Origin of the sequence: Acidisoma silvae (genome assembly GCF_020618775.1) — a bacterium.
GTDB classification, from domain to species: domain Bacteria; phylum Pseudomonadota; class Alphaproteobacteria; order Acetobacterales; family Acetobacteraceae; genus Acidisoma; species Acidisoma silvae.
Window position 1 is genome coordinate 127434 of sequence record NZ_JAESVB010000004.1, and the last position, 22599, is coordinate 150032.

The 22599-nt window shown below is 64.2% G+C and carries 26 protein-coding genes; 13 read left to right on the forward strand and 13 right to left on the reverse strand.

Annotated features, from left to right (window positions below; all coding sequences use genetic code 11):
- Positions 1 to 141 precede the first annotated feature (141 nt).
- Positions 142 to 1038, reverse strand: a complete 897-nt coding sequence (locus tag ASILVAE211_RS11165) for a LysR family transcriptional regulator (RefSeq protein ID WP_227321399.1) — start codon at positions 1036 to 1038, stop codon at positions 142 to 144.
- A 208-nt stretch (positions 1039 to 1246) separates the two neighbouring features.
- Here ASILVAE211_RS11165 and ASILVAE211_RS11170 point away from each other — a divergent pair, with 208 nt between their 5' ends.
- Both ASILVAE211_RS11170 and ASILVAE211_RS11175 read left to right on the forward strand, forming a co-directional pair.
- Positions 1247 to 1981, forward strand: a complete 735-nt coding sequence (locus ASILVAE211_RS11170) for an SDR family NAD(P)-dependent oxidoreductase (protein WP_227321400.1) — start codon at positions 1247 to 1249, stop codon at positions 1979 to 1981.
- Between the two features lie 38 nt (positions 1982 to 2019).
- Positions 2020 to 2619 carry an NADPH-dependent F420 reductase gene (locus tag ASILVAE211_RS11175; protein WP_227321401.1) on the forward strand — a complete coding sequence of 200 codons (600 nt, stop codon included), beginning with the start codon at positions 2020 to 2022 and terminating at the stop codon, positions 2617 to 2619.
- Between the two features lie 20 nt (positions 2620 to 2639).
- On the opposite strand, the gene ASILVAE211_RS11180 is transcribed toward ASILVAE211_RS11175, so the two are convergent.
- Positions 2640 to 3398, reverse strand: coding sequence for an SDR family oxidoreductase (locus ASILVAE211_RS11180; protein ID WP_227321402.1), 759 nt, complete (start codon positions 3396 to 3398; stop codon positions 2640 to 2642).
- A 107-nt stretch (positions 3399 to 3505) separates the two neighbouring features.
- Between ASILVAE211_RS11180 and ASILVAE211_RS11185 the strand changes: the two genes are divergently transcribed.
- Positions 3506 to 3949 (forward strand): winged helix-turn-helix transcriptional regulator, encoded by a 444-nt coding sequence (locus ASILVAE211_RS11185; protein WP_319799554.1) that lies wholly within the window; start codon positions 3506 to 3508, stop codon positions 3947 to 3949.
- On the opposite strand, the gene ASILVAE211_RS11190 is transcribed toward ASILVAE211_RS11185, so the two are convergent.
- From ASILVAE211_RS11190 to ASILVAE211_RS11210, 5 genes are all read right to left on the reverse strand, one after another.
- Entirely contained in the window at positions 3943 to 4347 is a 405-nt protein-coding gene (locus ASILVAE211_RS11190) for a spore coat protein U domain-containing protein (RefSeq protein ID WP_227321403.1), read from the reverse strand. The two genes, ASILVAE211_RS11185 and ASILVAE211_RS11190, sit on opposite strands and share 7 nt — an antisense overlap.
- A gap of 143 nt (positions 4348 to 4490) precedes the next feature.
- Positions 4491 to 5246, reverse strand: a complete 756-nt coding sequence (locus ASILVAE211_RS11195; RefSeq protein WP_227321404.1) for a gamma-glutamylcyclotransferase — start codon at positions 5244 to 5246, stop codon at positions 4491 to 4493.
- Positions 5247 to 5306: 60 nt separating this feature from the next.
- Positions 5307 to 6323 (reverse strand): FUSC family protein, encoded by a 1017-nt coding sequence (locus tag ASILVAE211_RS11200; RefSeq protein ID WP_227321405.1) that lies wholly within the window; start codon positions 6321 to 6323, stop codon positions 5307 to 5309.
- A 16-nt stretch (positions 6324 to 6339) separates the two neighbouring features.
- Complete coding sequence (locus ASILVAE211_RS11205) at positions 6340 to 6873, reverse strand: histidine phosphatase family protein (RefSeq protein WP_227321406.1); 534 nt, start codon at positions 6871 to 6873, stop codon at positions 6340 to 6342.
- Between the two features lie 9 nt (positions 6874 to 6882).
- Positions 6883 to 8367: an aldehyde dehydrogenase gene (locus ASILVAE211_RS11210; protein WP_227321407.1), complete on the reverse strand. Its 1485-nt coding sequence runs from the start codon at positions 8365 to 8367 to the stop codon at positions 6883 to 6885.
- Between the two features lie 131 nt (positions 8368 to 8498).
- Between ASILVAE211_RS11210 and ASILVAE211_RS11215 the strand changes: the two genes are divergently transcribed.
- From ASILVAE211_RS11215 to ASILVAE211_RS11230, 4 genes are all read left to right on the forward strand, one after another.
- Positions 8499 to 9155: an acetate uptake transporter gene (locus tag ASILVAE211_RS11215; protein ID WP_264478825.1), complete on the forward strand. Its 657-nt coding sequence runs from the start codon at positions 8499 to 8501 to the stop codon at positions 9153 to 9155.
- 49 nt (positions 9156 to 9204) lie between these two features.
- The gene (locus ASILVAE211_RS11220; protein WP_227321409.1) at positions 9205 to 10107 is read left to right on the forward strand and encodes an NAD(P)-dependent oxidoreductase; all 903 of its coding nucleotides are present in this window, start codon (positions 9205 to 9207) and stop codon (positions 10105 to 10107) included.
- Between the two features lie 100 nt (positions 10108 to 10207).
- A complete protein-coding gene (locus ASILVAE211_RS11225; RefSeq protein WP_227321410.1) occupies positions 10208 to 10705 on the forward strand; it encodes a hypothetical protein in 498 nt (165 codons plus the stop codon).
- A gap of 1 nt (position 10706) precedes the next feature.
- Positions 10707 to 11459, forward strand: coding sequence for a hypothetical protein (locus tag ASILVAE211_RS11230; RefSeq protein WP_227321411.1), 753 nt, complete (start codon positions 10707 to 10709; stop codon positions 11457 to 11459).
- Positions 11460 to 11494: 35 nt separating this feature from the next.
- Here ASILVAE211_RS11230 and ispD read toward each other — a convergent pair whose 3' ends face one another.
- From ispD to ASILVAE211_RS11245, 3 genes are all read right to left on the reverse strand, one after another.
- On the reverse strand, positions 11495 to 12178 hold the full coding sequence (gene ispD / locus ASILVAE211_RS11235) for a 2-C-methyl-D-erythritol 4-phosphate cytidylyltransferase (RefSeq protein ID WP_227321412.1): 684 nt from the start codon (positions 12176 to 12178) through the stop codon (positions 11495 to 11497).
- Positions 12179 to 12284: 106 nt separating this feature from the next.
- Positions 12285 to 12713, reverse strand: a complete 429-nt coding sequence (locus tag ASILVAE211_RS11240; RefSeq protein WP_227321413.1) for a hypothetical protein — start codon at positions 12711 to 12713, stop codon at positions 12285 to 12287.
- A 93-nt stretch (positions 12714 to 12806) separates the two neighbouring features.
- Positions 12807 to 13475 carry an HAD-IA family hydrolase gene (locus ASILVAE211_RS11245; protein WP_227321414.1) on the reverse strand — a complete coding sequence of 223 codons (669 nt, stop codon included), beginning with the start codon at positions 13473 to 13475 and terminating at the stop codon, positions 12807 to 12809.
- A gap of 150 nt (positions 13476 to 13625) precedes the next feature.
- Here ASILVAE211_RS11245 and ASILVAE211_RS11250 point away from each other — a divergent pair, with 150 nt between their 5' ends.
- The 5 genes from ASILVAE211_RS11250 (at position 13626) to phoB (ending at position 17881) form a co-directional block, all read left to right on the forward strand.
- Complete coding sequence (locus ASILVAE211_RS11250; RefSeq protein WP_227321415.1) at positions 13626 to 14510, forward strand: NlpC/P60 family protein; 885 nt, start codon at positions 13626 to 13628, stop codon at positions 14508 to 14510.
- Positions 14511 to 14717: 207 nt separating this feature from the next.
- Complete coding sequence (locus ASILVAE211_RS11255; protein WP_227321416.1) at positions 14718 to 15368, forward strand: peroxiredoxin; 651 nt, start codon at positions 14718 to 14720, stop codon at positions 15366 to 15368.
- Between the two features lie 226 nt (positions 15369 to 15594).
- A complete protein-coding gene (gene pstB / locus ASILVAE211_RS11260) occupies positions 15595 to 16410 on the forward strand; it encodes a phosphate ABC transporter ATP-binding protein PstB (protein WP_406566049.1) in 816 nt (271 codons plus the stop codon).
- A gap of 8 nt (positions 16411 to 16418) precedes the next feature.
- The gene (phoU, locus tag ASILVAE211_RS11265; protein WP_227321417.1) at positions 16419 to 17144 is read left to right on the forward strand and encodes a phosphate signaling complex protein PhoU; all 726 of its coding nucleotides are present in this window, start codon (positions 16419 to 16421) and stop codon (positions 17142 to 17144) included.
- A gap of 20 nt (positions 17145 to 17164) precedes the next feature.
- On the forward strand, positions 17165 to 17881 hold the full coding sequence (phoB, locus tag ASILVAE211_RS11270; protein WP_456304494.1) for a phosphate regulon transcriptional regulator PhoB: 717 nt from the start codon (positions 17165 to 17167) through the stop codon (positions 17879 to 17881).
- Between the two features lie 198 nt (positions 17882 to 18079).
- Here the strand turns inward: phoB and ASILVAE211_RS11275 are convergent, their stop codons facing one another.
- Complete coding sequence (locus ASILVAE211_RS11275; protein WP_227321419.1) at positions 18080 to 19057, reverse strand: adenosine kinase; 978 nt, start codon at positions 19055 to 19057, stop codon at positions 18080 to 18082.
- A 351-nt stretch (positions 19058 to 19408) separates the two neighbouring features.
- Here ASILVAE211_RS11275 and ASILVAE211_RS11280 point away from each other — a divergent pair, with 351 nt between their 5' ends.
- Positions 19409 to 19948: a bactofilin family protein gene (locus ASILVAE211_RS11280; RefSeq protein ID WP_319799555.1), complete on the forward strand. Its 540-nt coding sequence runs from the start codon at positions 19409 to 19411 to the stop codon at positions 19946 to 19948.
- A gap of 151 nt (positions 19949 to 20099) precedes the next feature.
- Here ASILVAE211_RS11280 and ASILVAE211_RS11285 read toward each other — a convergent pair whose 3' ends face one another.
- Both ASILVAE211_RS11285 and recG read right to left on the reverse strand, forming a co-directional pair.
- Positions 20100 to 20537, reverse strand: coding sequence for an NUDIX hydrolase (locus ASILVAE211_RS11285; protein WP_227321421.1), 438 nt, complete (start codon positions 20535 to 20537; stop codon positions 20100 to 20102).
- Positions 20534 to 22594, reverse strand: coding sequence for an ATP-dependent DNA helicase RecG (recG, locus tag ASILVAE211_RS11290; protein WP_227321422.1), 2061 nt, complete (start codon positions 22592 to 22594; stop codon positions 20534 to 20536). The genes ASILVAE211_RS11285 and recG overlap by 4 nt, the downstream gene beginning before the upstream one ends.
- Positions 22595 to 22599: the final 5 nt, after the last annotated feature.

Sequence of the window (22599 nt, forward strand, 5' to 3'; positions counted from 1 at the left end):
TCCCCAACCGTCATGCCCGCGAAAGCGGGCATCTTCTATTCCTTGTCGCAGTGCCAAAGGGAGAGGATTCCCGCCTGCGCGGGAATGACGTCGTTTCCGTGAAAAGCTGAGACGTTCTGAGCAGCGTCAGCATTCCGCCTACTAGTCGCGCGACGGGGACAGGCCCGCCACAAGCGGCGCGTAGGCGCCCAGCCTGCGGGACAGGAATTCCGTGAAAAGCCGCACGCGCTTCGTCTTGCGCGTCTCCCCCTGCGTCAGCAGCCACAGCGTGCCGTACAGATGCAATGCGGTACCCGGCACGCGCGCCAGCAGCGGGTCGGCGTCGCCGACGAAGCAGGGGAGTGTCGTCATCCCAAGCCCCTGCCGCGCGGCGACGATCTGCGCCGCGATATCCGTCACGCGGAAGGGAACGCCGGTGGTGCGAACCTCCCCCTCATGCGCCCAATCCGGCACGCCATGCATGCTGATGACGATCCAACGCATGGGCGCAGGCGTGCCGGCGCGCCACGCGGCCAGCCGGTCGCGGGACATATAGATGCCGCCGAAGAGGTCCGGTCCCTTTAGGCCATGCAGATTGAGCGGCAGGGTCTTGCGGTCGTAGACGACGCGGATGGCGACATCGGCTTCGCGGTTGGTCAGATTGGCCAATTCGCCGGAGGAGAGGATTTCCATCTCGATCTCCGGATGCAGGCGCGCGAAATCGGCGAAATCCGGCATGAGCAGATGGGTCGCCAGCGGCGGGGCCAGCGTCACCCGCAAAGGCCCGCGCAGGGTCTGGTCGCGCCCGAAGACCCGCGTCTCCAACTGGTGCGACGTGGCCCGCATCTGCTCCGCGAGTTCCAAAACCTCCTCACCGGCTTCGGTCAGGCGATAGCCGGATGGCAGCTTTTCGAACATCTGCGCGCCCAGGCGTTCCTCGAACTGGCCGATGCGCCGCAGCACGGTCGCGTGGTTCACGCCGAGGCTTTGAGCGGCCGACCGCACCGAGCCGCCGCGTGCCACGGCCAGAAAGTAGCGAATGTCATCCCAGTCGATCATGGTGCAATCCGGCACCGAAGGGTGCGCTTTCCCAGGTCATTGCCGGGTTTATCCTAGCGTAGAAATGGCGGCCAGCAAGCGTGATGGCCCGTCCAGGCGGATCGTTTTCGCACCACCCTTGTGCGCGCTTCCGCACTCAACGGCGGCCGACGGCGGACCTATGTCGATGGTCATGGGGTTCGCCCCGCAAGACCTGAAAGGACAAGTCATGGCTAAGCTAGAGGGTAAGGTTGCCGTCGTCACCGGCGGATCGAGCGGCATGGCGCTGGCCAGCGCCAAGCGCTTCGTGGAGGAAGGCGCCTATGTCTTCATCACCGGCCGCCGGCAGGAAGCGCTGGACGCGGCGGTGGCAGAGATCGGCCGCAACGTCACCGGCGTGCGCGGCGACGCGGCCAATCTCGACGATCTCGACCGGCTCTTCGAGACGGTCAGGCGGGAGAAGGGCAAAATCGATGTCCTTTATGCCAGCGCCGGCTGGGGCGAGGCCGCCTTGCTTGGCGAGATCACCGAGGCGCATTTCGATACGATTTTCAATCTGAACGCGCGCGGCACGCTGTTTACCGTTCAGAAGGCCTTGCCGCTGCTTCAGGATGGCGGATCGATCTTCATGACCGGGTCGGTCGCCTCGCTCAAAGGCTTTCCCGGCTACAGCGTCTATGCGGCCAGCAAGGCGACGCTGCACGCCTTCGCACGTGGCTGGCTCAATGAGCTGAAGGGCCGGAATATCCGGGTGAACGTGCTGCATCCTGGCCCCATCGCCACAGCGATGCAGGATCAGGTTCTGACGGCGGAAGCCAAGCAGATGTTCGAATCCCTGATTCCGCGCGGAACCATGGGGCGCGCCGAGGAAATCGCCTCCGTCGCGCTGTTTCTGGCCTCGGATGACTCGAGCTTCGTCAATGGCATGGAACTGGCCGTCGATGGCGGCTTCTCGGCCATCTGACAGCTTGCCGCATCAAACAATCAGAACGGAGACATAGTATGAGCTACGCGATTATCGGCTTCGGCAAGATAGGCCAGGCGCTGGCCCAGGCCTTTGCCCGCAATAATATCGAGGTCGCCGTCGCCAGCCGCCGCCCGGCGGAGGCTTTGGCGCCGCAAGCCCAGGCCATCGGCCCCAAGGTCATCGCCAAATCGCTGGGGGATGCGCTGAAGGCCGAGACGATCTTCCTCGCCGTCACCTTCGAGCAGCATGGCGACGTAGCAAAAGCCCTGCCGCATTGGGGCGGCAAGACGGTCATCGACGCCATGAACAGCCAGAGCCCGCTGGAGGCGATGGACGGGCTTCTGTCCTCGGCCTTTGCCGCGAAGGCCTTCACCGGCGCCCGTTTCGTCAAAGGCTTCAACCACCTGCCTGCGGCCAAGCTGGCGGCCGATCCGGCTGTCGCGGGCGGGCATCGCGTCGTCTTTCTGTCGAGTGACGATGCGGATGCGATCGCGCCCGTGGCAGACCTCGCCAGGCAGCTCGGCTTCGCGCCTGTCAGCCTGGGCAAGCTCCAGGAGGGCGGTGCGCTGGTGCATGCGCGCGGCCCTGTCTGGGGACCGCTCATCTTCCAGGATCTGTTCAAGGCGGCGCCGTAATCGTCTGTCGTGGCGGCCGCTTAGTCGCGGCCGACTTTCGCCAATTGCCGGAACATGGTGCCCGGCGCGACACGGCTCGCGATCTTCAGGACATTGGCCAGTCCCGGCCGGATTTCAGCCTTTCCGGCCTCAATGCCACGAATGGCCGCCCGCACCAGCGTGTCGGCGGCCATGGCCTTCTGGCCATTCATCTGCTGCTTGTATTCCGCCGAATAGAGCGGCGTTTCGGTCAAGGGCGGCGCCAGTTCAACGACTGTGATGCGCGTGCCGTGAAGCTGCGCGCGCAGGCAGCGCGTATAGGCATGAAGCCCGGCCTTGGCCGCCGAATAAATCGGCGACGCCGCGAAAGGGACAAAGGCGAGGCCAGACGAGACATTGACGATCAAGGCATTGGGCCGCAGCAGCAGATGCGGCAGGAATTGCTGCACCATGCGCATCGGCCCGGTCAGATCGATATCGATCTCTGACGTGACATCCTCCAAAGCCCGATGCTGCGGCAGCTTTAGGCTGCGCATGATGCCGGCGTTATTGATCAGCGTATCCAGGGTCGGGAAGCGTCCGACAAGGGTTTCATAAAGCTGCCTGATGCTGTCGGGCTCGGTCACATCGCTTTGGACAGCATGGAGCTGCGGCAGGCTGCGCTTGGCTTGCGCAATGCGGTCCGCGCTGCGTCCCGTGACGATCACCACATTGTCCCGCGCGATGAGTTGACGGGCCAGTTCCAGGCCGATGCCGCTGGTGCCTCCCGTAATCAGTATCGTTCGCTGGCTGAGTTTCATGACGGCTGCTTTCGGCAATGCTGTGTCGAGCGCTCATTACGCCGCACACTTCCTGCTAGGAAGAAGGCACCGAAAAGTTCTATACTTACCAAACGGAGAGTGTAGCCATGGAAATCACCGCCAAATTCACGGCCGAGCAGATCGCGGCGGCCAAACGCTATGCGGCCATGACGCCGCCGACCGCGATCGATCCACGCATCGAAGCGCTGGTCACCGACCTGATCGGCCGGGTGGCTGATAAATGGACGATGGTGATCCTGGAAATACTGGCCGAGAAAAAGACGCTGCGTTTCGGCAAGCTGGCGGAGGCCATTGGCACCATCAGCCAGAAGATGCTGACCCAGACATTGCGGACGATGGAACGCGATGGGTTGATCACGCGGGAGGTCTATCCGGTCGTGCCGCCGAAGGTCGAATATCAGCTGACGGAACTGGGCTTCACTTTAGGGACCGCCTTTTGCGGGGTATGGGTTTGGGCCGCCGAAAATCTGTCCCGGGTCGATCAGTCCCGCCAGGCATTCGACAGACGGACCAGCGAGGCTAGTCAATAATCGATCGTCACCGTAGCCGTGTCGCCATAGGTCTGTGCCGTCGGCAATCGCTCGGAGGATATCCGGTCATAGACCGGAACGGTCACGGTTTGTCCGGTGCCGACGCCCGTCACGACCTGGGTTGCGGCCTGGCCGGAGCCGGCACTGAGGTCGAGCGCGTAGGGGGTGCCGTTTGTGCAAGTGATATCGATGCTGCCTGCCCCGTCGGTCGAGGCCGATGGGGCGGAAGACGGAAAACCAAGCGGCTCGCTTGTCATTGTGCAACTGGTTAGGATGGTCATGGACACATACAATTGGCCTTGCGAAGACGCGGCATTGGCTTGCGGCAAGGACAGCAGGCTTGACGCAAGGACAAGCGCGGCCAGGCCGGTATTGGCTGCAAGGGCAAGCAGACGCATCGCCATTCATCCCGGATAGTGAGACCGCATTTCGCCAACTGCAATGCTGCATCGCATGCTGCGACGCCAGTCTTGGAAAAATGCGCTATCAAAGATGTGATGAAAACGAGCCGGATCGTTGCGGTGTCATAAATGGAGCTCCGTCACGGAGCGTCTGCGGTTGCGCCCGCCGCCAGGGCCTTCCGCGCCGCCACCAGCTTCGCGATGCGGCTGAGCCGGACATCTTCCAGGCCAAGGGATTGCAGCACCCGCACCGTGTCCGAGAGGTAGGAGGTGCAGCTGCCCAGAATGCCCGACGCGGTCGCCACGCGGCAGACGATCTCATCATCCGTCAGCTTGCCGGTATAGCGGGGGGATGCGCGGTCTACCACGAAGGTCAGCGCGCGCACCGGTCCTTCCGCCGAATGCGCCGTCAACCATTGCGGGCGGTAGGTATAGCCCGGCATTTCCCGTCGCCACAGCAGCGGCAATTCGCGCGCCAGCAGATGGGCCGGAATGCGATAGGCGAGGCCGGCGCAGGATCCGCCCCGGTCCAGCGCCAGCATCAAGCCGGGATGGGCAGGCGATCCGCGTCCCAGCAGAAGCCAGATGCAATAGGCGCGATGGAAACCATAGATGGTCGCCACCCGGCGCTCGGTGAAGTCGATCACCGGATTCCACATCAGCGAGCCATAGCCGAAGAGCCAAAGATCCTGGTCGGCCGGATGCGCGGCCATCGTCTTGGCCTGACTGGCGGCCAGTTCCGCCTCGGTCATGAATTTCATGTCCGCCGGGGCCTCGGCCATGATGCGCGCCAAAACCGCGCCATCGCGCAGCGTTTCCCGCGTGATGGCAATTTCCTGGTCCTCGGGGGCTTCCAGGGCAAGCAGGGCGCCGTCATCCGGCTCAATATCTGGCATGGCTGTCACGCTAGGGGGCGGGTCGGTTCAGGGTCAAGCGGCGGTCCGGCAGGCATGGGGTCAAACGGACCAGAGCGGTGGGGCCGCCAGCAGATGCCGGCGCAGCGTTTCCAGCTCGGCGCTCGTCATGCGCGCGGCCTGGCTTTCCTGCGGCTGGGGTGCGGACCAGGGCAGGGCCCAGGCCCCGGTTTCCAACCCTTCGGCGATGGCGGTCAGCCGGGCGGCCAGACGCGCGCTTTCATCGGTGGCGAGGTTCCAATCCGTCGTGCCGGGCAGGGCGCCATGGGCGGCGGGTTCGGGGCTGGTGACGAGTTCCAGCAGGCTAAGAAACAGGCGCAGGCTGTTCTGAATCCCCTCCAGCTGCGCCATGGACAGTTTCGTCTCGCGCGCCACCGGCGGCATCAGGGTTCGAAGGCGCTGTAGAACCGGGGTGATGGTCTCCACGCCCGCGCGGCGGGGCGCGTCATCCGCTGCCGGCTGAGCGGGGGCCGGGGCCACCAGATCGGCGCAACGGCGCAGCGCCTCGGCCATGCCGAAGCGCCAGAAGTCCCGCGCGTAAAGCGGCAGGGTGAAAGACAAGGCCAGCGCGATGCCGATGCCGATCAGCACGTTCACCGTGCGCCACAGGCCGACGCTGATCGAATCCATGCCGTAGCCGGTGACGATCAGCAGCGTGATGGCGGAAAGCTGCGCCACATAGCCGCCCCGGCTGATGGCGTGATAGCCGCAGGCACCGCAGAACAGGGCCATGACGGCAAAGGTCAGCGGGGTGATGCCGACCGTGCTCTGCATGCCGATAATCACCAGCCCGGCCGCCGCGCCCAGCAAGGTGCCGGCGCCCCGTTCCAACGCCCGTCTGCGGATATTGCCGTGATGCTGTAGGCCCACCATGACGATGATGAAGGAGATGGAGGTCCATTCGCCATTCGGGATATGCGCCAGATAGGTGATGCTGAGGCCAAGGAAAATGCCGAGAGCACAGCGCACGGCGTGGATCAGCCTGCCGTGCCGGTAGCGCAGGCGCGGGTCACGCAGGGCGCGCAGGACAGGATTGGAAGCGGCAGGGGCGTCAGGCATCGGGCAGTCTCGGGTGTCAGGCTCGGGCCTCTATTACCCCGCCCATGGGGGGCGCAGGCCGCGCGAGATCGATGGGCTGGCTTTCGCTGAGCGCGCACAGCACTTTCAACGGCCCGCCATGGGTGATGACGACGTGGCGGCCGCCCTGGGCCGCAATCTCCGCCCAGAAAGCCGAGACGCGGGCGATGAGCTGCTGGCCGTTCTCACCGCCGGGCGGGGTAAAGCCTTGCAGATCGGCCGCCCAGGCGTCGAGTTCGTGGCGGGGAACCTCATCCCATGGCACGCCTTCCCAGGCGCCGAAATCCATTTCAATCAGCCGGTCGTCCCGCTGGGCGGTCTGGCCCCAATCGGCAGCCAGGGCGTCCGCCACCAGCCGGCAGCGATGCAGGGGGCTGGTATGGATCGCAGCCCCCCGAAGCGGCGCGAGTTTTGCGACCAGGGTCAGGATATCCTGCTTCGGCCGGGCCAGACGCAAATCCAGCCGGCCGTAGCAGCGGCCCTGGCCACCCGACACGGCCGGGTGGCGGACCAAAGCGTAAGTGAAAGCCAAGGTTTTGACTTAACCCAGCTTCACCCAGGTCGATTTCGACTGGGTATAGGCCAGAACGGCGTCCATGCATTTGTCGCGCGCGCTGCCGGACTGCTTGTAGCCGCCGAAGGGCTGGGTCATGTCGCCCTCGTCGAAGCAGTTCACCCAGATGGTGCCGGCTTCCACTTCCCGCGCCAGACGGTGCGCGGTGGAAAGATCGGAGGTCCAGATACCGGCGGCGAGGCCATAGATGGTGTCGTTGGCGACCTCGATGGCGTTCTCGATGCCGTCCACCGGAATGACAGCGGCAACGGGGCCGAAAATCTCTTCCTGGGCGATGCGCATCTTCGGGCCGACGCCGGTGAACAGAGCCGGGGCGACGTAGGCGCCCTTTTCCAGACCCTGCGGCACATTGCCGCCGAAGGCGAGCTGCGCGCCGTCCTGCTTGCCGATATCGATATAGTTCAGCACGCGCTTCTGATGTTCGAAGGTGACCAGCGGCCCCATATTGGTGCTTTCCAGCAGCGGGTCTGCCGGCACCCAGGATTCGGCTTCGCGCATGAAGCTGAACAGGAACTCGTCATGAATCTTCTTGTCGACGAGCAAGCGCGACCCGGCGTTACAGACCTCGCCCATATTATTGTAGATGCCCCAGGCGGCCGTTTTGGCGGCGGTCGCGATATCCGGCAGGTCGCCCATCAGCAGCTGCGGGGTCTTGCCGCCGCATTCCAGTGCGACGCGCTTCATATTGGACTGGCCGGAATAGATCATCATCAGCTTGCCGACTTCGGTGGAGCCGGTGAAGCTGACCTTGGCCACGTCCATGTGCAGAGCAAGACCCTTACCGGCGACTTCGCCCATGCCGTTGATGACATTGAAGACGCCCGGCGGGCCGCCGGCCTCGACAAAAAGTCGAGCCAGATGCACGGCTGACAAGGGTGACTGCTCAGCGGGTTTGAGCACGACGGAATTGCCGCCGGCGAGTGCGGGCGCGATCTTCCAAACGGCCATCAGCAACGGATAGTTCCACGGCACGATGCAGGCGACGACGCCGAGCGGTTCGCGCGTCGTGTAATGCAGCACATTGTCGGGGGTCGCCGTCGTCGTACCCGTCATCTTGTCGATACATTCGGCCGAGAAACGAATGGTATGCGCGGCCGACGGCACGTCGATCGTGACCATGTCGTTGATCGGCTTGCCCATGTCCAAAGTGTCGAGCAGGGCCAGCAATTCCACCGAGTCTTCGATCAGATCGGCGAAGCGATACAGCACGGCCATGCGGTCGCGCGGCGCCATGCGCGACCATGACCCGCTTTTGAACGCTTTCAGGCCATCGGCCACCGCACGGTCCACATCGGCCTGCGATGCCTGGGAGATGGCGGCCAGCACACTGCCGTCAGCCGGGTTGATGGTCTCGAAATGGCCGCCGGTCAGCTCAACCATCTCGCCGCCGATAAAGGATCGGGTTTCGAATTTGAGGTTGGCCGCTTTTTCGTGCCAGGTCGGGCTCGTCATCTCAGGCTCCAGGATCGGTTGCAGGCGTCAGCCTAACACGGGCGGGTCGAAACGAAACAGGGCCAGCATGGCCGCGGCACCCGCAATGATCCGACCCTTCCACAAGCCGCGGAACTGGGTGTAGCCTTCTCATGTGGCAGGCCCAGCGCCCGCCGCCCAACCAAAAGATCCGCGCCAACAAGCCGGACAAAGGGAGACATCAGATGAACAAGCTTGCCAATCCGGCGCCGCTTGGGCTTGCCGGTTTCGCTCTCACCACCTGGATGCTCAGCATGGTCAATGCAGGCTGGTATTCCGAGGCCGGGGTGCCGATGGTGCTTGCTCTGGCCTTCGCCTTCGGCGGCGCCGCCCAGTTCTGCGCGGGCCTGCTGGAACTGCCGCGCGGCAATACCTTCGGCTTCGTCGCCTTCTGTTCCTACGGCGCCTTCTGGTGGTCCTTCGCGCTGTTCGTGGCCTTTTTCGCGGCCCATGTGCCGGCGGCCTTCGTCGGCTGGTATCTGTTCATGTGGGGCGTCTTCACCTTCTACATGTGGATCGGCAGCCTGACGCTGAACCGCGCCGTGTCGTATATCTTCCTGGCGCTGTGGGTCACCTTCGGCTTGCTGGCGCTGGGCACATGGGGCATCGGCGCGGCCACCCGCATCGGCGGCTATACCGGGCTTCTCACGGCGATCATCGCCTTCTACGTTTCGGCGGCAGAGGTGATCAACGAAACCCATGGCCGCATCGTGCTGCCGCTGGGGGCGCGCCTGTCGCCAAATGACGTGCGTGCGGCGCAGATTATCTGATAGCGGCCTGTCGTGACGATTGATATTTGACCAGGAAAGTGAGCCAGCCTTGACACAAGAACGCGTGGGATTTGTGGGCCTCGGCCTGATGGGCCAGGGCATGGCCCGCAATATCTTGAAGAAAGGCTGGCCGCTGTCCGTTCTGGCCCATCGCAGCCGCACGGCGGTGGAAGCTTTGGTGGCCGAAGGGGCGACGGAAGTCACCTCCGCCCGTGCGCTGGCGGAAGCCAGCGATATCGTCGTGCTCTGCGTTACCGGATCGCCCGAGGTTTCGGCGGTGACGGAAGGGCCGGACGGTCTGGCCGCCGCCGGCAAGCCGTTGGTCGTGATTGACTGTTCAACGTCAGACCCGGCGCAGACGGTGGCGCTGGCAAGCCGGCTGGCGGCGCAAGGCATCACGCTGATCGACGCGCCGCTGGGCCGCACGCCGAAGGATGCCGAGGCCGGCACGCTGGACGTGATGGTCGGCGGTGACAGCGCCATTGTGGATCGTATCCGCCCGCTGCTGGAGGCTTTCGCGGGCCGCGTGGTACAGACGGGGCCGGTCGGCACCGGACATACCATGAAGCTGCTCAACAACTTCCTGTCGATGGGCTATGCCGCACTTTACGCGGAAGCCATGGCGCTGGGGGCCAAGGCAGGGCTCAGTCCGCAGGTTTTCGACAGCGTCATTCGCGGCGGCCGGATGGATTGCGGCTTCTACCAGACCTTCATGAAATATACGCTGGAGCGCGACCGCGACGCCCATAAATTCGCCATTCGCAATGCGCTGAAGGACACGAGTTATCTGGCGGCCTATGCCAATGCCGTGCAATTCGCCAATCCGGTCGGTGCCGCCGTGCGTAATTCCTTCGCCGCCGCCGTGGGTGCGGGCAGGGGGGATGACTACGTGCCCATGCTGGCGGATTTCATTGCCGAGGCGAATGGCGTGAGCCTGATCGAGAAAGACTAGAATAAAGTTTCCAGCGTAGGAATCTCTCAATGTGGCAGGGGGGCTACCTGTCGGCAAGCTGGATCTATTCAAAATAGATTGTGTACGATACTAAAAATTCATGTCGTATTCGTTTCAATTTATCGTTGATCAGTGGAAACTCATATCGGGGGCGGTCGAGTGGTCTCTGCCGTCAAACCCGGAAAGTGGGACGATAGGTTTTCTTGCTCCTTTGGCAATAGAAGGCGTCACCATCGCAGAGTTTGCGCTCAGAGGGCGTGCCTATGCCCATCAGCCAAATGAAGCTATTACACTCCAAGTTGAGGTCGGAGTAAGCAACTCCCGCACGCGGGAGGCGCTTGTTCGGCTGGATTGGCGCCCCCTGTCGCCTATCCATAAAAATCCTGACAAGCGCCAAATTTATGGAACGCATATACATCCGTTCGCGCTAAACTGGTCTGAGACGGAATTGCGTATGTTAACAAATAACTTGCCGTGGGCTACTGTATCCGAAGATCCCGTGGATTTCCTGGGCCCATTAAAGCTTGGGAAAAAATTGTTCAAAATCAGCGACATAGAGAAAATACCCGAGCCACCTTGGTCGAGGCAACTTTTGTAGCATGACAGCGACTAATCTTTTTAACGCTACCCAAGCGGATGCTGTTGAGGCGGCTGCCCGCTCGCTCGTTCAAGTCACGCGCGAAGGCACCCGCCAACTCGTCACCCTTCCGCTATTTTACCCAAGTGGCGCTGCGGCAACGGTGGAGGTGAAATATGTCGGCCCGCAGTTTCATATTAATGACTGTGGGCTCGCATATCATGAGGCCGAAATGCTGGGTGGCGAATATTTGTTCCAGCGCAATGCCCCCAAAGTGGCACAGAAGCATGGGGTGCAGGCAGGACGTCAAACCCTTCACTGGATGGCCCAATCCGACCAGCTTGCGGGTGGAATAGCGGATGTTGCTGGGGCCTCAACTGAATTGGCCCGGACGATCGTTGAACGTCTGGCGAAACGCAGTGAGACGGACATTGAAGACCATCTTTATCCGAAGCTTAAAAAAATATTCGGTAAGCAAAATGTGAGCGAGAGGGTGGAGCTTTCTGGTGCCTCCGCTCACAAATGGACTGTGTCGGCCCTGGTGCAGTTGGGAGGGCCGACACTAGCCTTTCAGGCAGTCACGAACCATCACAGTTCCGTCTATACTTCAGGTATTATGTTGCACGATCTTTTCCTGCTCGAGCGCAAAGTGGTTCCCATCGCGGTCGTGCGGAATAAGGAGGAGATGGGCGACTATCTCCGTATCCTGGCTCAGTCAGCGAATGTGATCCAAGAGGATGTGGCCGAGGCCGAGTTGCGACGACTGGCGGCGTGAAAGCTCTTGGGAGGTGAGGGCGGCGTAATTTCCCTCTACTCATCCCCGCGCAGATGGCGCTCGGCACGGCGGAGGTCTGCCTCCGTCGTGATCTTGAAGGCGTCTTCCGACCCCGGAACGATCCGCACGGGAATGCCCAGGGCTTCCGCGACCGAGGCGTCATCGGTGATCGGCGGCAGGTCCGTTCGCAGGGCAACGGCGCGATGGGCCGCCAGAATGGTCTGAAAGCGGAAGGATTGCGGCGTCTGCGCCCGCCATAGGATTGACCGGTCGATGGTGCCGGTCACCACGCCGTCCGCGCCAGATTTGATGGTGTCAAAAACCGGCATGGCGGCGATGGCGGCCTCGGCCCCATCCAGAACGGCGATGCTGGCGGCAATGGTCTCAGCCGTCACGAAAGGCCGCACGCCGTCATGAATGAGAATTGCATCCGGCGCGCGCTCCGCCAGCGCTTCCAGGCCCAGCCGCACGCTTTCGTCGCGCGTCGCGCCACCGATGACCGGCGGCAGCAGCGGCAGGCCGCGCGCGGCCTCCTCATACAGCGCCAGATCGTCGCGATGGATGACGACGGCGACATCGGTGACGTCCGGATGATCCAGAAAGGCGATGGCCGTGTGCCGCAGCACCGGCATCCCACCCAATTGGCGGTATTGCTTGGGCGCCCCTGGCCCCATGCGCGTGCCGCGCCCGGCACAGACGATCAGCGCGGTCACTTTCATCTCAGTCGCCCTTATCAGGCCGCGAAACCTCCCGCGGCCTGGGGCTCATGAAGCAGAAGCCGCCCCGGCTCAAGTCCCAGCTCAAGTCCTGGCCTTTCGCTCCGCGCTATCGCGCCTGGCCATACATGCGGTCGCCGCTGCTGTCCGAGCAGTAGCAGGTGCTGCCGGGCGCGCGCGCCACTTCCATCGGGCAAGTGGAAGTCGGCGTATAGCAGGCGCGGGCGGCGGCCGTCGGCGCGGGCGTCTGCGGCGGGTAATAGACGGTGGGCGGCGGGGGCGGCGCGGCATAGATCACCGGCGGGGCCGCGTAATAGACGGGCGGCGGCGCCACCACGATCGGCGGCGGATAGTAATAGGGACGCGGTCCGTAATAGCCGGGGCCGGGGCCGCCGTACCAGACGCCGCCCCGCCACCAGGCCAGCGCCGGTTGCGGCGCCAAGACGCCGCTGCCGGCCAGAAACGCCACGCCGCCGATCGCGGCGAAGGCCAGGCCCTTCAGCCGCCCGGCACCCATCATTCGCTGTCCGAGACCCATCGTCCGCATCCTCGATGACCTATTGCCCAAGACTATGCGCCCGCGACCTTGGCCAAATCGAGGCGGACCCGATGGAAGCCAGACAGCCCGCCATCAATCATGCGTCAGATGGATCCAATCGCCGTCTAAGGTGACGCGCAGCCCGGCCAAATCGGGAACCCATAGCTCGCCCTTGCGGTCCAGCCCTTCGGAGGACTGGGTGGAGGCGACGGCAATCACCTGCGCGCCGGCGGCACGGCCGGCGGCGAGGCCGGCATCGGCATCCTCGAAGACGAAACAGTCCTTCGGGTCGAAACCAAGACCTTCGGCGCCCAGTTGATAGCAGCGCGGGTTGGGCTTGCCCTGTTCCACCGACTCGGCGGTGATGAAGACGCGGGGGATGGGAAAGCCGCAGGCGCCCAGGCGGACGCGGGCCAGGGATTCGTCGGCCGAGGTCACGACAGCCCAGCGATCGGCGGGCAGGGCGGCAATCAGCGCGCGCGCGCCGGCGATTTCGGACAGCCCATCCACATCCAGCCGCTCGGCCTCTTCCAGCTTGCGTGCCTCAGCCTCCAGATCGAGAATATTCTTGCCGAACATGGCGATGGTCTCGATGGCGCGGCGGCCATGGGCGACGGGCATCAGCCCGGCAATGTCCAGCCCCTGGGTTTCGGCCCATTTGCCCCAGACGCGCTCGACGACCGGCCCCGAATCGACCAGGGTACCGTCCATATCGAACAGGAAGCCGCGCGCCGTGAGTTGCCGTCCCTTTTCAAAACGCATCTTCTGTCCTGATCTTTCCTGGGGTGGGTGATGAGCGCGGCTGGTAAGCACGTCACGGCAGCGGCCGTGAGAACGAGCAGGCGTATTTGTCTGCGCGCCGCTGCCTTGGCCGGTATCGGGCGATTTAGCCTTCACGACGCGCGAGCGCAAATGTCGCCACCTTCTACGTCTGTCCAGTCAAGCAGTGTCGCGACGCCGGATGTCGGCGGCGGCAGCTATGTCTCTCCCTATGCGCTGCGCTTCACGGTGCCGCAGGCGATGCTGGACGCCGGTTTCGATGCCGATCCCTGGGACGATCCGGATGCCGAATCCGATCAGCCGGCATCGGTCTGGCAGGCGCAGAATGCCCATGCGCGCGGAGCCGCCTGGGGACCGCCGGCCCGGCAATATCCGGCGCCCGCTCTGCCGCGCGATGACGACGCCTATCGGCGCGAACGGGTGATCAGCGTGGCGGCGCGGCATATCGGCCTGCCGTACCAGCATCATCATCTGCCGTCCTGGCAGCCGCCGGCCGGCTGGCCCTGGCTGCCGGTGAAGGCGGGGGCCAATGGCACCGGCCTCGATTGCAGCAATTTCACCTCCTTCGTCTTCAACTATGCGCTGGGCCTGAAACTGCCGACTGGCATCGGCCGTCAGGCGGAAACGCGCCGGCTGCCGGGCGCGGGCGGCGCAGCGTGCCTGACGGCGCAGCTCATCCGCGACCGCTTCACGGCCGTGGTCGCCGCCTTGCAGCCGGCCGACCTGCTCTATTTCCGCAACAGCCGTGGCAAAATCGGTCATGTCGCGCTGTGGCTGGGGACGATCGGCCAGGGGCCGGATGGTGCGGCCACACCGCCGCTGTTCATCGATTGCAGCCAGCTTTCGCATCGGGACAGTGCCGGCGTCGCCATTCCGCCCGGCGTGCGGCTGCGGCCCTTCACACCGGACGGCTGGTATGCCGGCCATCTGTCGCATGTGCACCGGCTGATCGGGGGCGAGGCTGCCGCCTGTCACGCATCGCCCGGCCCGGCGCCGGAGGGCGACGACCGCGCCTGAAGCCTCCGCAGGCTTTAGGAAACTCTTTTCCGAGGCAAGATTGGAACGGAACGGCTAAAAATATATCACCCTCAATCTGCTGATTTGGGGAAGAAAAATCCATCAGCGCGGCGGTGGGGGAAGAGACTGTCTTTCTTTTCGGAGGCGCTTGATCGGGCCTTCGCGGGGTGCAATCTGGCGCCGGAAAACGCCGAAGGGACCACAATCATGACCATCCAGCTGGGCCAGCTCGCCCCCAATTTCCAGCAGGACAGCAGCCAGGGCCGCATCGATCTCTATGACTATCTCGGCCAGTCCTGGGGCATTCTGTTCAGCCATCCGAAGGATTTCACGCCGGTCTGCACCACCGAACTGGCCGCCGTCGCGCGCCTGGCCGGCGAATGGGACAAGCGCAACGTCAAGCCGATCGGCCTCTCGGTCGACAGCACGGAAAACCATGCCGGCTGGGCGAAGGATATCGAGGAGACGCAGGGCGCGACCGTCAATTTCCCGGTCATCGCCGATAAGGACCGCACCGTCTCCACGCTCTACGGCATGATCCACCCCGAGGCCGATCCTTCGGTGACCGTGCGTTCGGTCTTCATCATCGACCCGAACAAGAAGGTGCGCCTCAGCATCACCTATCCGCCCAGCACGGGCCGTAACTTCAATGAAATCCTGCGCGTCATCGACAGCCTGCAACTGACCGACAGCACCAAGGTCGCCACCCCCGCCAATTGGCAGCCGGGCGAGCATGTCATCATCGTGCCGAGCCTGTCGGACGAGGACGCGAAGGCGCGTTTCCCGCAGGGTTGGAAGACGCTGCGCCCCTATCTGCGCGTCGTTGACCTGGGTGCCAAGGCCGAGGCGGCGGAATAAGCCGCCAAACGTCATCCGATATTCGTCAAAAAGGGCTGCTTCGGCAGCCCTTTTTTGTGCCAAGGTCGGGGCCATGGGGTTGGAAGGCGGCAGAGGCCGTCATCAAACCTTAACGCAAGGCCCATGGCTCCCATGAGGCCACTCGGCTATGCGGGCTCGTGAATGGGCCCGGTCGGCTGAGATTCGATCTGGTTTTGATCGGTTACCCAAAGGCAGGTGATGTGAGATGTCGGTGACGGAACAGGCTAGGCCGGTCGCGGCCAATCAAGAGGCTGGCGCCATGACTGCCGAGCCGCGCATGAAGATCCGCGATCTTCATTTCTATTACGGCGCGAGCCATGCTCTGAAGGGCATCAATCTCGACGTCGCCGAAAAGCGCGTTCTGGCCATGATCGGCCCGTCGGGCTGCGGCAAGTCCACGCTGCTGCGGGTCATCAATCGCATGTACGACCTCTATCCCGGCCAGCGCGCCGAGGGCGAGGTGATGCTCGACGAAATGAACATCGTCGGCGCCAATATCGACCTCAATATGCTGCGCCGCCGCGTCGGCATGGTCTTCCAGAAGCCGACGCCCTTTCAGATGTCGATCTACGACAACGTCGCCTTCGGCGTGAAGCTGCATGAGAAGCTGAGCCGGGCGGAAATGGATGAGCGCGTGCAGTGGTCGCTGACCCGCGCCGCGCTGTGGGATGAAGTGAAGGACCGCCTGAAGGCGCCCGCCACCGGCATGTCCGGCGGTCAGCAGCAGCGTCTCTGCATCGCGCGCTCCATCGCCGTGCGCCCCGAGGTGCTTCTGCTGGATGAGCCGACCAGCGCGCTCGACCCGATCAGCACGCTCAAGATCGAAGAGTTGATCGACGAGCTGAAAAAAGAATTCACCATCGTCATCGTGACGCACAACATGCAACAGGCGGCGCGCTGCGCCGATCGCGTGGCCTTCTTCTACCTGGGCGAGCTGGTGGAGGTCGATGCGGCCGCCACCATGTTCACCACGCCGAAGGAACGCCGCACCCAGGAATACATCACAGGTCGATTTGGTTGAGCGCTGACATGGATAATCAGGGTGAGAGCGAGCATATCGTGAAAAGCTACGAGCAGGAGCTTGGCCGGCTGAAGGCGCTCCTCACGCAGATGGGGGGCATGGTCGAAGCGCAGGCCGCCAATGCCAGCCGCGCGCTCGTGGAGCATAACGCCACCGCCGCCGGCTATGCCGTGCAGGACGACCTAGCGGTCGACCGTCTGGAGCGGGAAATCACGGATTTCGCCATCCGTCTGCTGGCCCTGCGCCAGCCGATGGCGGCCGACCTGCGCCTGATCGTCTCCTCCATGAAGATCGCGGCCGACCTGGAACGCATCGGCGACTATGCCGCCAATGTCGCCAAGCGCAGCCTGGTTCTGAACGATATGGCTGTGCCTTTCTCGCTCAGCGGCGTCGCCAATATGTGCCGCCTGGTGCAGGAGAATCTCAAGAACACGGTCGATGCCGTGGGCGAGGGCAATGCCGACCGCGCGATCGAGGTCTGGCGCTCGGACATCATGATCGACGACGTCTATTCGGCGATCTTCCGCGAGCAGATCACCTACATGATGGAAGATCCGCGCAATATCACGCCCTGCACGCATCTTCTGTTCATGGCCAAAAACCTTGAGCGCATGGGCGACCATGCCACCAACATCGCTGAGACCGTCTATTACGCGATCACCGGCGAGACCATGCCGAGCGACCGGCCGAAGGGCGAGAGCAGCTTTACCGTCAATCGCCAGCACGGCGTTTGATTTAAAGGCAGACCGTAGTGATCCCTGACAGCGTCTCTCTTTCCAATAAGCCCCTTGTCCTCATCGTCGAGGACGAGGCCGCGCTGATGACCATGCTGCGCTACAATCTCGAAAAACAGGGATTTCGCGTCGAAGAAGCGGGAGACGGCGAAGAAGCGCTGACCCGCATCAGCGAAGTGAAGCCCGATATGGTTCTGTTGGACTGGATGCTGCCGCATCTGTCCGGGATCGAGGTCTGCCGCCAGATCCGCCGCCGTCCCGCAACCCGCGAACTGCCGGTGATCATGATCACGGCGCGCAGCGAGGATCAGGACGCGGTGCGCGGGCTGAATACCGGCGCCGATGACTATGTCACCAAGCCCTTCAGCACCGAGGCGCTGGTCGCCCGCATGCGTGCGCTGATGCGCCGTTCCAACACGGTGCCGGCCAAGGGCGAGCTGCGCTTCCACGACATCACGCTGGACCTTTCGGCCCATCGCATCACCCGCAACGGCCGCCAGCTGCATCTGGGCCCGACCGAATACCGGCTGATGGAATTCCTGATGCAGCGCCCGCGCCGCGTGTTTTCGCGCGAGGAACTGCTGGACGCGATCTGGGGTCCGTCGATCCATGTCGAGCCGCGCACGGTGGACGTTCATATCCGCCGCCTGCGCAAGGCGATCAACGGGCCGGACGAGCTGGACGTGGTCCGCACGGTCCGCGCCGCCGGCTATGCGCTGGATACCGAGAACGTCTGAGGCTTCCTCTGGCGACGAGACAATAAAAACCCCGCAGCGAAAACTGCGGGGTTTTTTGTTTTGGGGAGTTTGTCTGACTTAATCAGAATCCTCCGCCGTCATGCCCGCGAAAGCGGGCATCTACTTGCCCTGGCTGTCTCAAAGAAGATTCCCGCTTTCGCGGGCATGACGCTGCGTCCACGCCTCCCGAAGACGTTATTACCCCCGCAGATAAGACAAATCGCCCGGCGGGCGGGCGCCCATGCGGCTGATCGTCTCGGCGGCCGCGCGGGAGGCCCAGAGGCCGCAGGTCGCCAGATCCTCACCCGCGCAGAAGGCGGTCATGAAGCCGGCGGCATAGGCGTCGCCCGCGCCGGTGGTGTCGATGACCTTGGTGGTGACGGGTGCCACGTCCACGCGCTCGTCGCCGCGCAGGATGACGCTGCCACGGTCGCCGCGCGTCAGCGCCGCGATCTCCACCTGGCCGCGCACGACCTCTGCCGCCGCTTCGAAATCCTCCAGCCCGGTCAGCGCCGCCAGTTCCTGCTCATTGGCGAACAGGATATCGACATGGTCGCGTACCATGGCCTGGAAGGCCTCCAGATTGCGCTCGACGCACAGGAAGTCCGACAGGCTGAGGGCCACGCGCTGCCCGGCCGCATGGGCGATGCCGGCGGCGGCAATGGCCGCGTCGCGCGAATGCGGCACGTAGAACAGGAAGCCTTCCAGATAGCTGATGGCGGAGGCCGCGATCAGGTCATGATCGAGGTGATCCGGCGCCAGCGTGCTGGAGATGCCCAGGAAGGTATTCATGGTGCGCTGGCCGTCCGGCGTCACCAGGATAAGGCAGCGGGCCGTCGGCGTCTCGCCCTGGCCGGCATGGGTCGCGTAATGGACGCCCGAACCGTGAATGTCATGGCGGAAGATGCCGCCGAACTGGTCGTCGGCGACGACGCCGATAAAGGCGGCGCGCGCGCCCATCTGGCCGGCGACGGCGGCCGTATTGGCGACCGACCCGCCGCTGGTCTGCACGGCCGGCGGCATCAGCGCATAAAGGCTTTCGGCCTGGCTGGCGTCGATCAGCTCCATCGAGGCCTTGATCATCTTCTGCTCGCCGAGGAAGCTTTCATCGACTTCGGCCAGGATATCGACGATGGCATTGCCGATGGAAAGAATATCGTATTGGGGGGTGGTCATGCGCTTGCCCGGACAGTTTGCGAAATTTGCCTGTCGGTAGCAGCGGCGTGATCACGACGCAAACACCGGCTCGCACGGCGGGACTTCACAAATCCCCCGCTTCGGGTTGTTAATATCGGGGGGTTCATGATAGGCCGACCCCTCCGTCAAGGCAGGGACGAGACCAACGTGTTTAAACGCCGCAGCACCAAACCCGAAGATGAGAGCCAAGGGGCCGCCGCACCGGCGCCGCTTTCCAGTCTCAAACCCGTGGGCCAAGGTGGAAGCGCTCCTGCCGCCAAACCAGCCGATAATGGCCTTGGCGTGCCGCCTTTCCGCCCAGCCCCGCCCAAGGATAAGGACCCTTCCGATATGGCTCGACCGCCCTTCGCTCCGAATGCCTCCGCCGTGCCGTCCATGCCGCCGGCTCCCGGCGCCATGCGCCCCGGCATCCCGCCGCAGACCCGCGTGCCCGGCCTGCCGGATACCGCCGAACGCCGCACGCTGGTCGTCGGCCGTGGCATCAGCGTTCAGGGCACCATCAATGATGCCGAACGCCTCGTCGTCGAGGGCAAGGTCGAGGCCAATCTCATCCATGCGGCTGAGCTGTCCGTGATCGACGGCGGCATCTTCAAGGGTGAGATCGAGGTCGAAGAGGCTGAGATCGCCGGCATCATCGACGGTGTCGTGACCGCCCGCACCAGCCTGATCGTGCGCGCCACCGGCCGCGTGCTGGGCAAGGCCCGCTGCCGCCGCCTGCAGGTGGAAGATGGCGGCCAGATCACCGGCCAGATCGAAATGCTGAACGACGCCCCGCCGGCCGCGTCCCCGGCACCCGCGCCCATCGCCACAACGGGTTCGCAGAGCCCGCTCGATATCGGCCGTCCGGACGTTCCTGCGTCGGAAGTCTGAGCAGAAGAAACGCAACCGTCATGCCCGCGAAAGCGGGCATCTTCTCTGCTGCCTCGCGGCTCCGACGTGAGAAGATCCCCGCTTTCGCGGGGATGACGCTGTTTCAGGTCAAACCTGACATTTTCTTACAGACGATCGGGACGGGTCAGCCCTAAATCCCCAAAGCCTGCCGCGCCAGCGCGATGATGCGATGCGCCTCGCTCCACAGATCGTAGCGCCCAAGGTCGGACAGATCGGCCCAGGTGACGTCCGCCGCGTCGGACAGCGCATGGGGTTCGCCCCCCTCCCACAATCCCGCGAAATCCAGAATCGTATAGTGGTAGCGCACGCGGCCTTCACCGTCGCGGTCGATGCTGTCGACATTGCCGGCAAGCGTCAGCGCGCCGACCGTCAGGCCGGTCTCTTCCAGCAATTCCCGCCGCGCCGCGTCTTCGGCGGTTTCACCCACATCCTGCGCGCCGCCCGGCAGGCCCCAGGCACCCAGCATGGGCGGCTGTCCTCGCCGAATGAGCAGAACATGGGACGGCGGCTTCAGCAGTACGATGCCGATGCCGACGATCGGCCGTGCTGGATATTGGCGGCCGCTCATCCGGCGCGCATCCGTCTGACGCTGTCTTCCTTGTCGAAAAGCCGCAGCAAGACATGCGCCGCGCGGCCGCGCGTGGACCGCAATTGCGGATCCTGGTCCAGCAGCATGGTGGCGTCCTTTACGGCGACCTCCCGCAGCTTCTCCTGATCCGGCACATCCGCCAGCCGGTAGCCGGGCAGGCCGGATTGTTTGGTGCCGGTGACATCGCCATGGCCGCGAATGCGGAAATCGGCATCGGCGATGACGAAGCCGTCGGTCGTGTCGCGCATCAGCACCAGCCGCTCCTGCGCGATCTTGGTCAGTCCATCTTCATGCAGCAGCAGGCAGAAGCTTTCCTCTGCGCCGCGCCCCACACGCCCGCGCAGCTGATGCAGCTGGGCCAGGCCGAAGCGCTCGGCATGTTCGATGACCATGACGGTCGCTTCCGGCACATCGACGCCGACTTCCACGACGGTGGTGGCCACCAGAAGCTGCGTCCGCCCGGCCGCGAAATCGGCCAGCGCGTCCTCGCGCACCTTCGCGTCCTGCTGGCCATGGGCCAGACCGACAAGGCCGGGAAAGCGCTTATTCAGCATGTCGAAGCGGAATTCGGCGTCCGAGAGGTCCATCGCCTCGCTTTCGGTGACAAGCGGGCAAACCCAGTAGATGCGCGCGCCGCGCTCCATCGCGCGGGTGATGCCGCCGATCACCTGTCCCATCGCACCCAGACCATGCAGCGTGGTGCGGATGCTGCCCCGGCCGCGCGGCTTTTCCGTCAGCTGGCTCAAATCCATTTCGCCATATTGGGTGAGGCGGAGGGAACGCGGAATGGGTGTGGCCGTCATCACCAGCACATCCGTGCGGTCGCCCTTGTCGCCCAGACTGATCCGCTGATCGACGCCGAACCGGTGCTGCTCGTCGATGACGGCGAGGCCCAGGTCTTGGAACGCAACCGCCTTCTGGAACAGCGCATGGGTGCCGACGACCAGCGGGATGGACCCATCCGCCAGTCCGGCCAGAACCTGCCGCCGCGCGGGCGCGGTCATCGACCCCGTCAGCAGCCCCACCGGCACGGGCGACAGCGCCGACAGCGTGCGGAAATGCTGCTGCACCAGAATTTCGGTCGGCGCCATGATGGCGGCCTGCGCGCCGGCCTCGGCCGCGCGCAGCATGGCGAGGAGCGCGACCAGGGTTTTGCCGGACCCGACATCGCCTTGCAGTAGCCTCACCATGGGATGGGCGGCGGCCATATCGGCGTCGATCTCGGCCAGCGCCTGGGCCTGTCCGGCGGTCGGCTGAAAACCGAAGCGCCGCAAAGCCTCGTCGCGCAGATGGCCGTCGCCGATCAGCGACCGGCCCGGCCGCTTCTTCAGCGCCAGCCGGCGCAGGCCGAGCGCGATCTGTTCGGCCAGCAATTCGTCATAGGCCAGGCGCAGCCGGGACGTGTCGCGTGCGACGACGTCTGTATCCGGTGCCTGAATGCGCTTCAGCGCCGCCGCAAAACTCGGCCAGTGGCGGCGGGAGAGAAGGGACGGCTCAATCCATTCCGGCAATTCCATCAGGCGCATCAGCGCGCCGGACATCGCCTTTCCCACTGTGCGGTTGGTGATGCCCGCCGTCAGCGGCCAGACCGGCTCGATCGCCGGCATTTCATGCGCACGGCCCACCGGCAGCACGTAATCGGGATGGGGCAGGGTCAGCCGGTCGTTGAAACTTTCCAGCTTGCCCGAGACGATGACCGTCGCCCCCACCGGCATCTGGCTCAGCCGCGCCTGGTGGAACAGCACGATGTCGGCGAAGGCCGAGCCGTCCGTCACCACGGCGCGCCAGGGCTGGCTGCGCGTGCGCGGGCTTTCATGGCTCATGACCTCGACTTCCAGGGTCACGATGCCGCCGGGCCGGGCAGCGCTGAGTTTCGGCCGCTCGCGCCGATCGACGTAGCTGTCCGGCAGATGCAGCAGCAGGTCGCGGATGCGCGGCCCGCCCGCCAGCCGGGCCAAGGGCGTCGCGAGTCGCGGGCCTATGCCGGGAAGGAGGGTCAGTGGCGCGTGAATTTGGCTGAGGGGATCGACGCTCACTGGCT

Coding starts and splice junctions, on each gene's coding strand:
- ASILVAE211_RS11165 (WP_227321399.1), bottom strand. CDS start 1,038: ATGATCGACTGGGATGACATTCGCTACTTTCTGGCCGTGGCACGCGGC.
- ASILVAE211_RS11170 (WP_227321400.1), top strand. CDS start 1,247: ATGGCTAAGCTAGAGGGTAAGGTTGCCGTCGTCACCGGCGGATCGAGC.
- ASILVAE211_RS11175 (WP_227321401.1), top strand. CDS start 2,020: ATGAGCTACGCGATTATCGGCTTCGGCAAGATAGGCCAGGCGCTGGCC.
- ASILVAE211_RS11180 (WP_227321402.1), bottom strand. CDS start 3,398: ATGAAACTCAGCCAGCGAACGATACTGATTACGGGAGGCACCAGCGGC.
- ASILVAE211_RS11185 (WP_319799554.1), top strand. CDS start 3,506: ATGGAAATCACCGCCAAATTCACGGCCGAGCAGATCGCGGCGGCCAAA.
- ASILVAE211_RS11190 (WP_227321403.1), bottom strand. CDS start 4,347: ATGCGTCTGCTTGCCCTTGCAGCCAATACCGGCCTGGCCGCGCTTGTC.
- ASILVAE211_RS11195 (WP_227321404.1), bottom strand. CDS start 5,246: ATGCCAGATATTGAGCCGGATGACGGCGCCCTGCTTGCCCTGGAAGCC.
- ASILVAE211_RS11200 (WP_227321405.1), bottom strand. CDS start 6,323: ATGCCTGACGCCCCTGCCGCTTCCAATCCTGTCCTGCGCGCCCTGCGT.
- ASILVAE211_RS11210 (WP_227321407.1), bottom strand. CDS start 8,367: ATGACGAGCCCGACCTGGCACGAAAAAGCGGCCAACCTCAAATTCGAA.
- ASILVAE211_RS11215 (WP_264478825.1), top strand. CDS start 8,499: ATGTGGCAGGCCCAGCGCCCGCCGCCCAACCAAAAGATCCGCGCCAAC.
- ASILVAE211_RS11225 (WP_227321410.1), top strand. CDS start 10,208: ATGTCGTATTCGTTTCAATTTATCGTTGATCAGTGGAAACTCATATCG.
- ASILVAE211_RS11230 (WP_227321411.1), top strand. CDS start 10,707: ATGACAGCGACTAATCTTTTTAACGCTACCCAAGCGGATGCTGTTGAG.
- ispD (WP_227321412.1), bottom strand. CDS start 12,178: ATGAAAGTGACCGCGCTGATCGTCTGTGCCGGGCGCGGCACGCGCATG.
- ASILVAE211_RS11240 (WP_227321413.1), bottom strand. CDS start 12,713: ATGGGTCTCGGACAGCGAATGATGGGTGCCGGGCGGCTGAAGGGCCTG.
- ASILVAE211_RS11245 (WP_227321414.1), bottom strand. CDS start 13,475: ATGCGTTTTGAAAAGGGACGGCAACTCACGGCGCGCGGCTTCCTGTTC.
- ASILVAE211_RS11250 (WP_227321415.1), top strand. CDS start 13,626: ATGTCGCCACCTTCTACGTCTGTCCAGTCAAGCAGTGTCGCGACGCCG.
- ASILVAE211_RS11255 (WP_227321416.1), top strand. CDS start 14,718: ATGACCATCCAGCTGGGCCAGCTCGCCCCCAATTTCCAGCAGGACAGC.
- pstB (WP_406566049.1), top strand. CDS start 15,595: ATGTCGGTGACGGAACAGGCTAGGCCGGTCGCGGCCAATCAAGAGGCT.
- phoU (WP_227321417.1), top strand. CDS start 16,419: ATGGATAATCAGGGTGAGAGCGAGCATATCGTGAAAAGCTACGAGCAG.
- ASILVAE211_RS11275 (WP_227321419.1), bottom strand. CDS start 19,057: ATGACCACCCCCCAATACGATATTCTTTCCATCGGCAATGCCATCGTC.
- ASILVAE211_RS11280 (WP_319799555.1), top strand. CDS start 19,409: ATGGCTCGACCGCCCTTCGCTCCGAATGCCTCCGCCGTGCCGTCCATG.
- ASILVAE211_RS11285 (WP_227321421.1), bottom strand. CDS start 20,537: ATGAGCGGCCGCCAATATCCAGCACGGCCGATCGTCGGCATCGGCATC.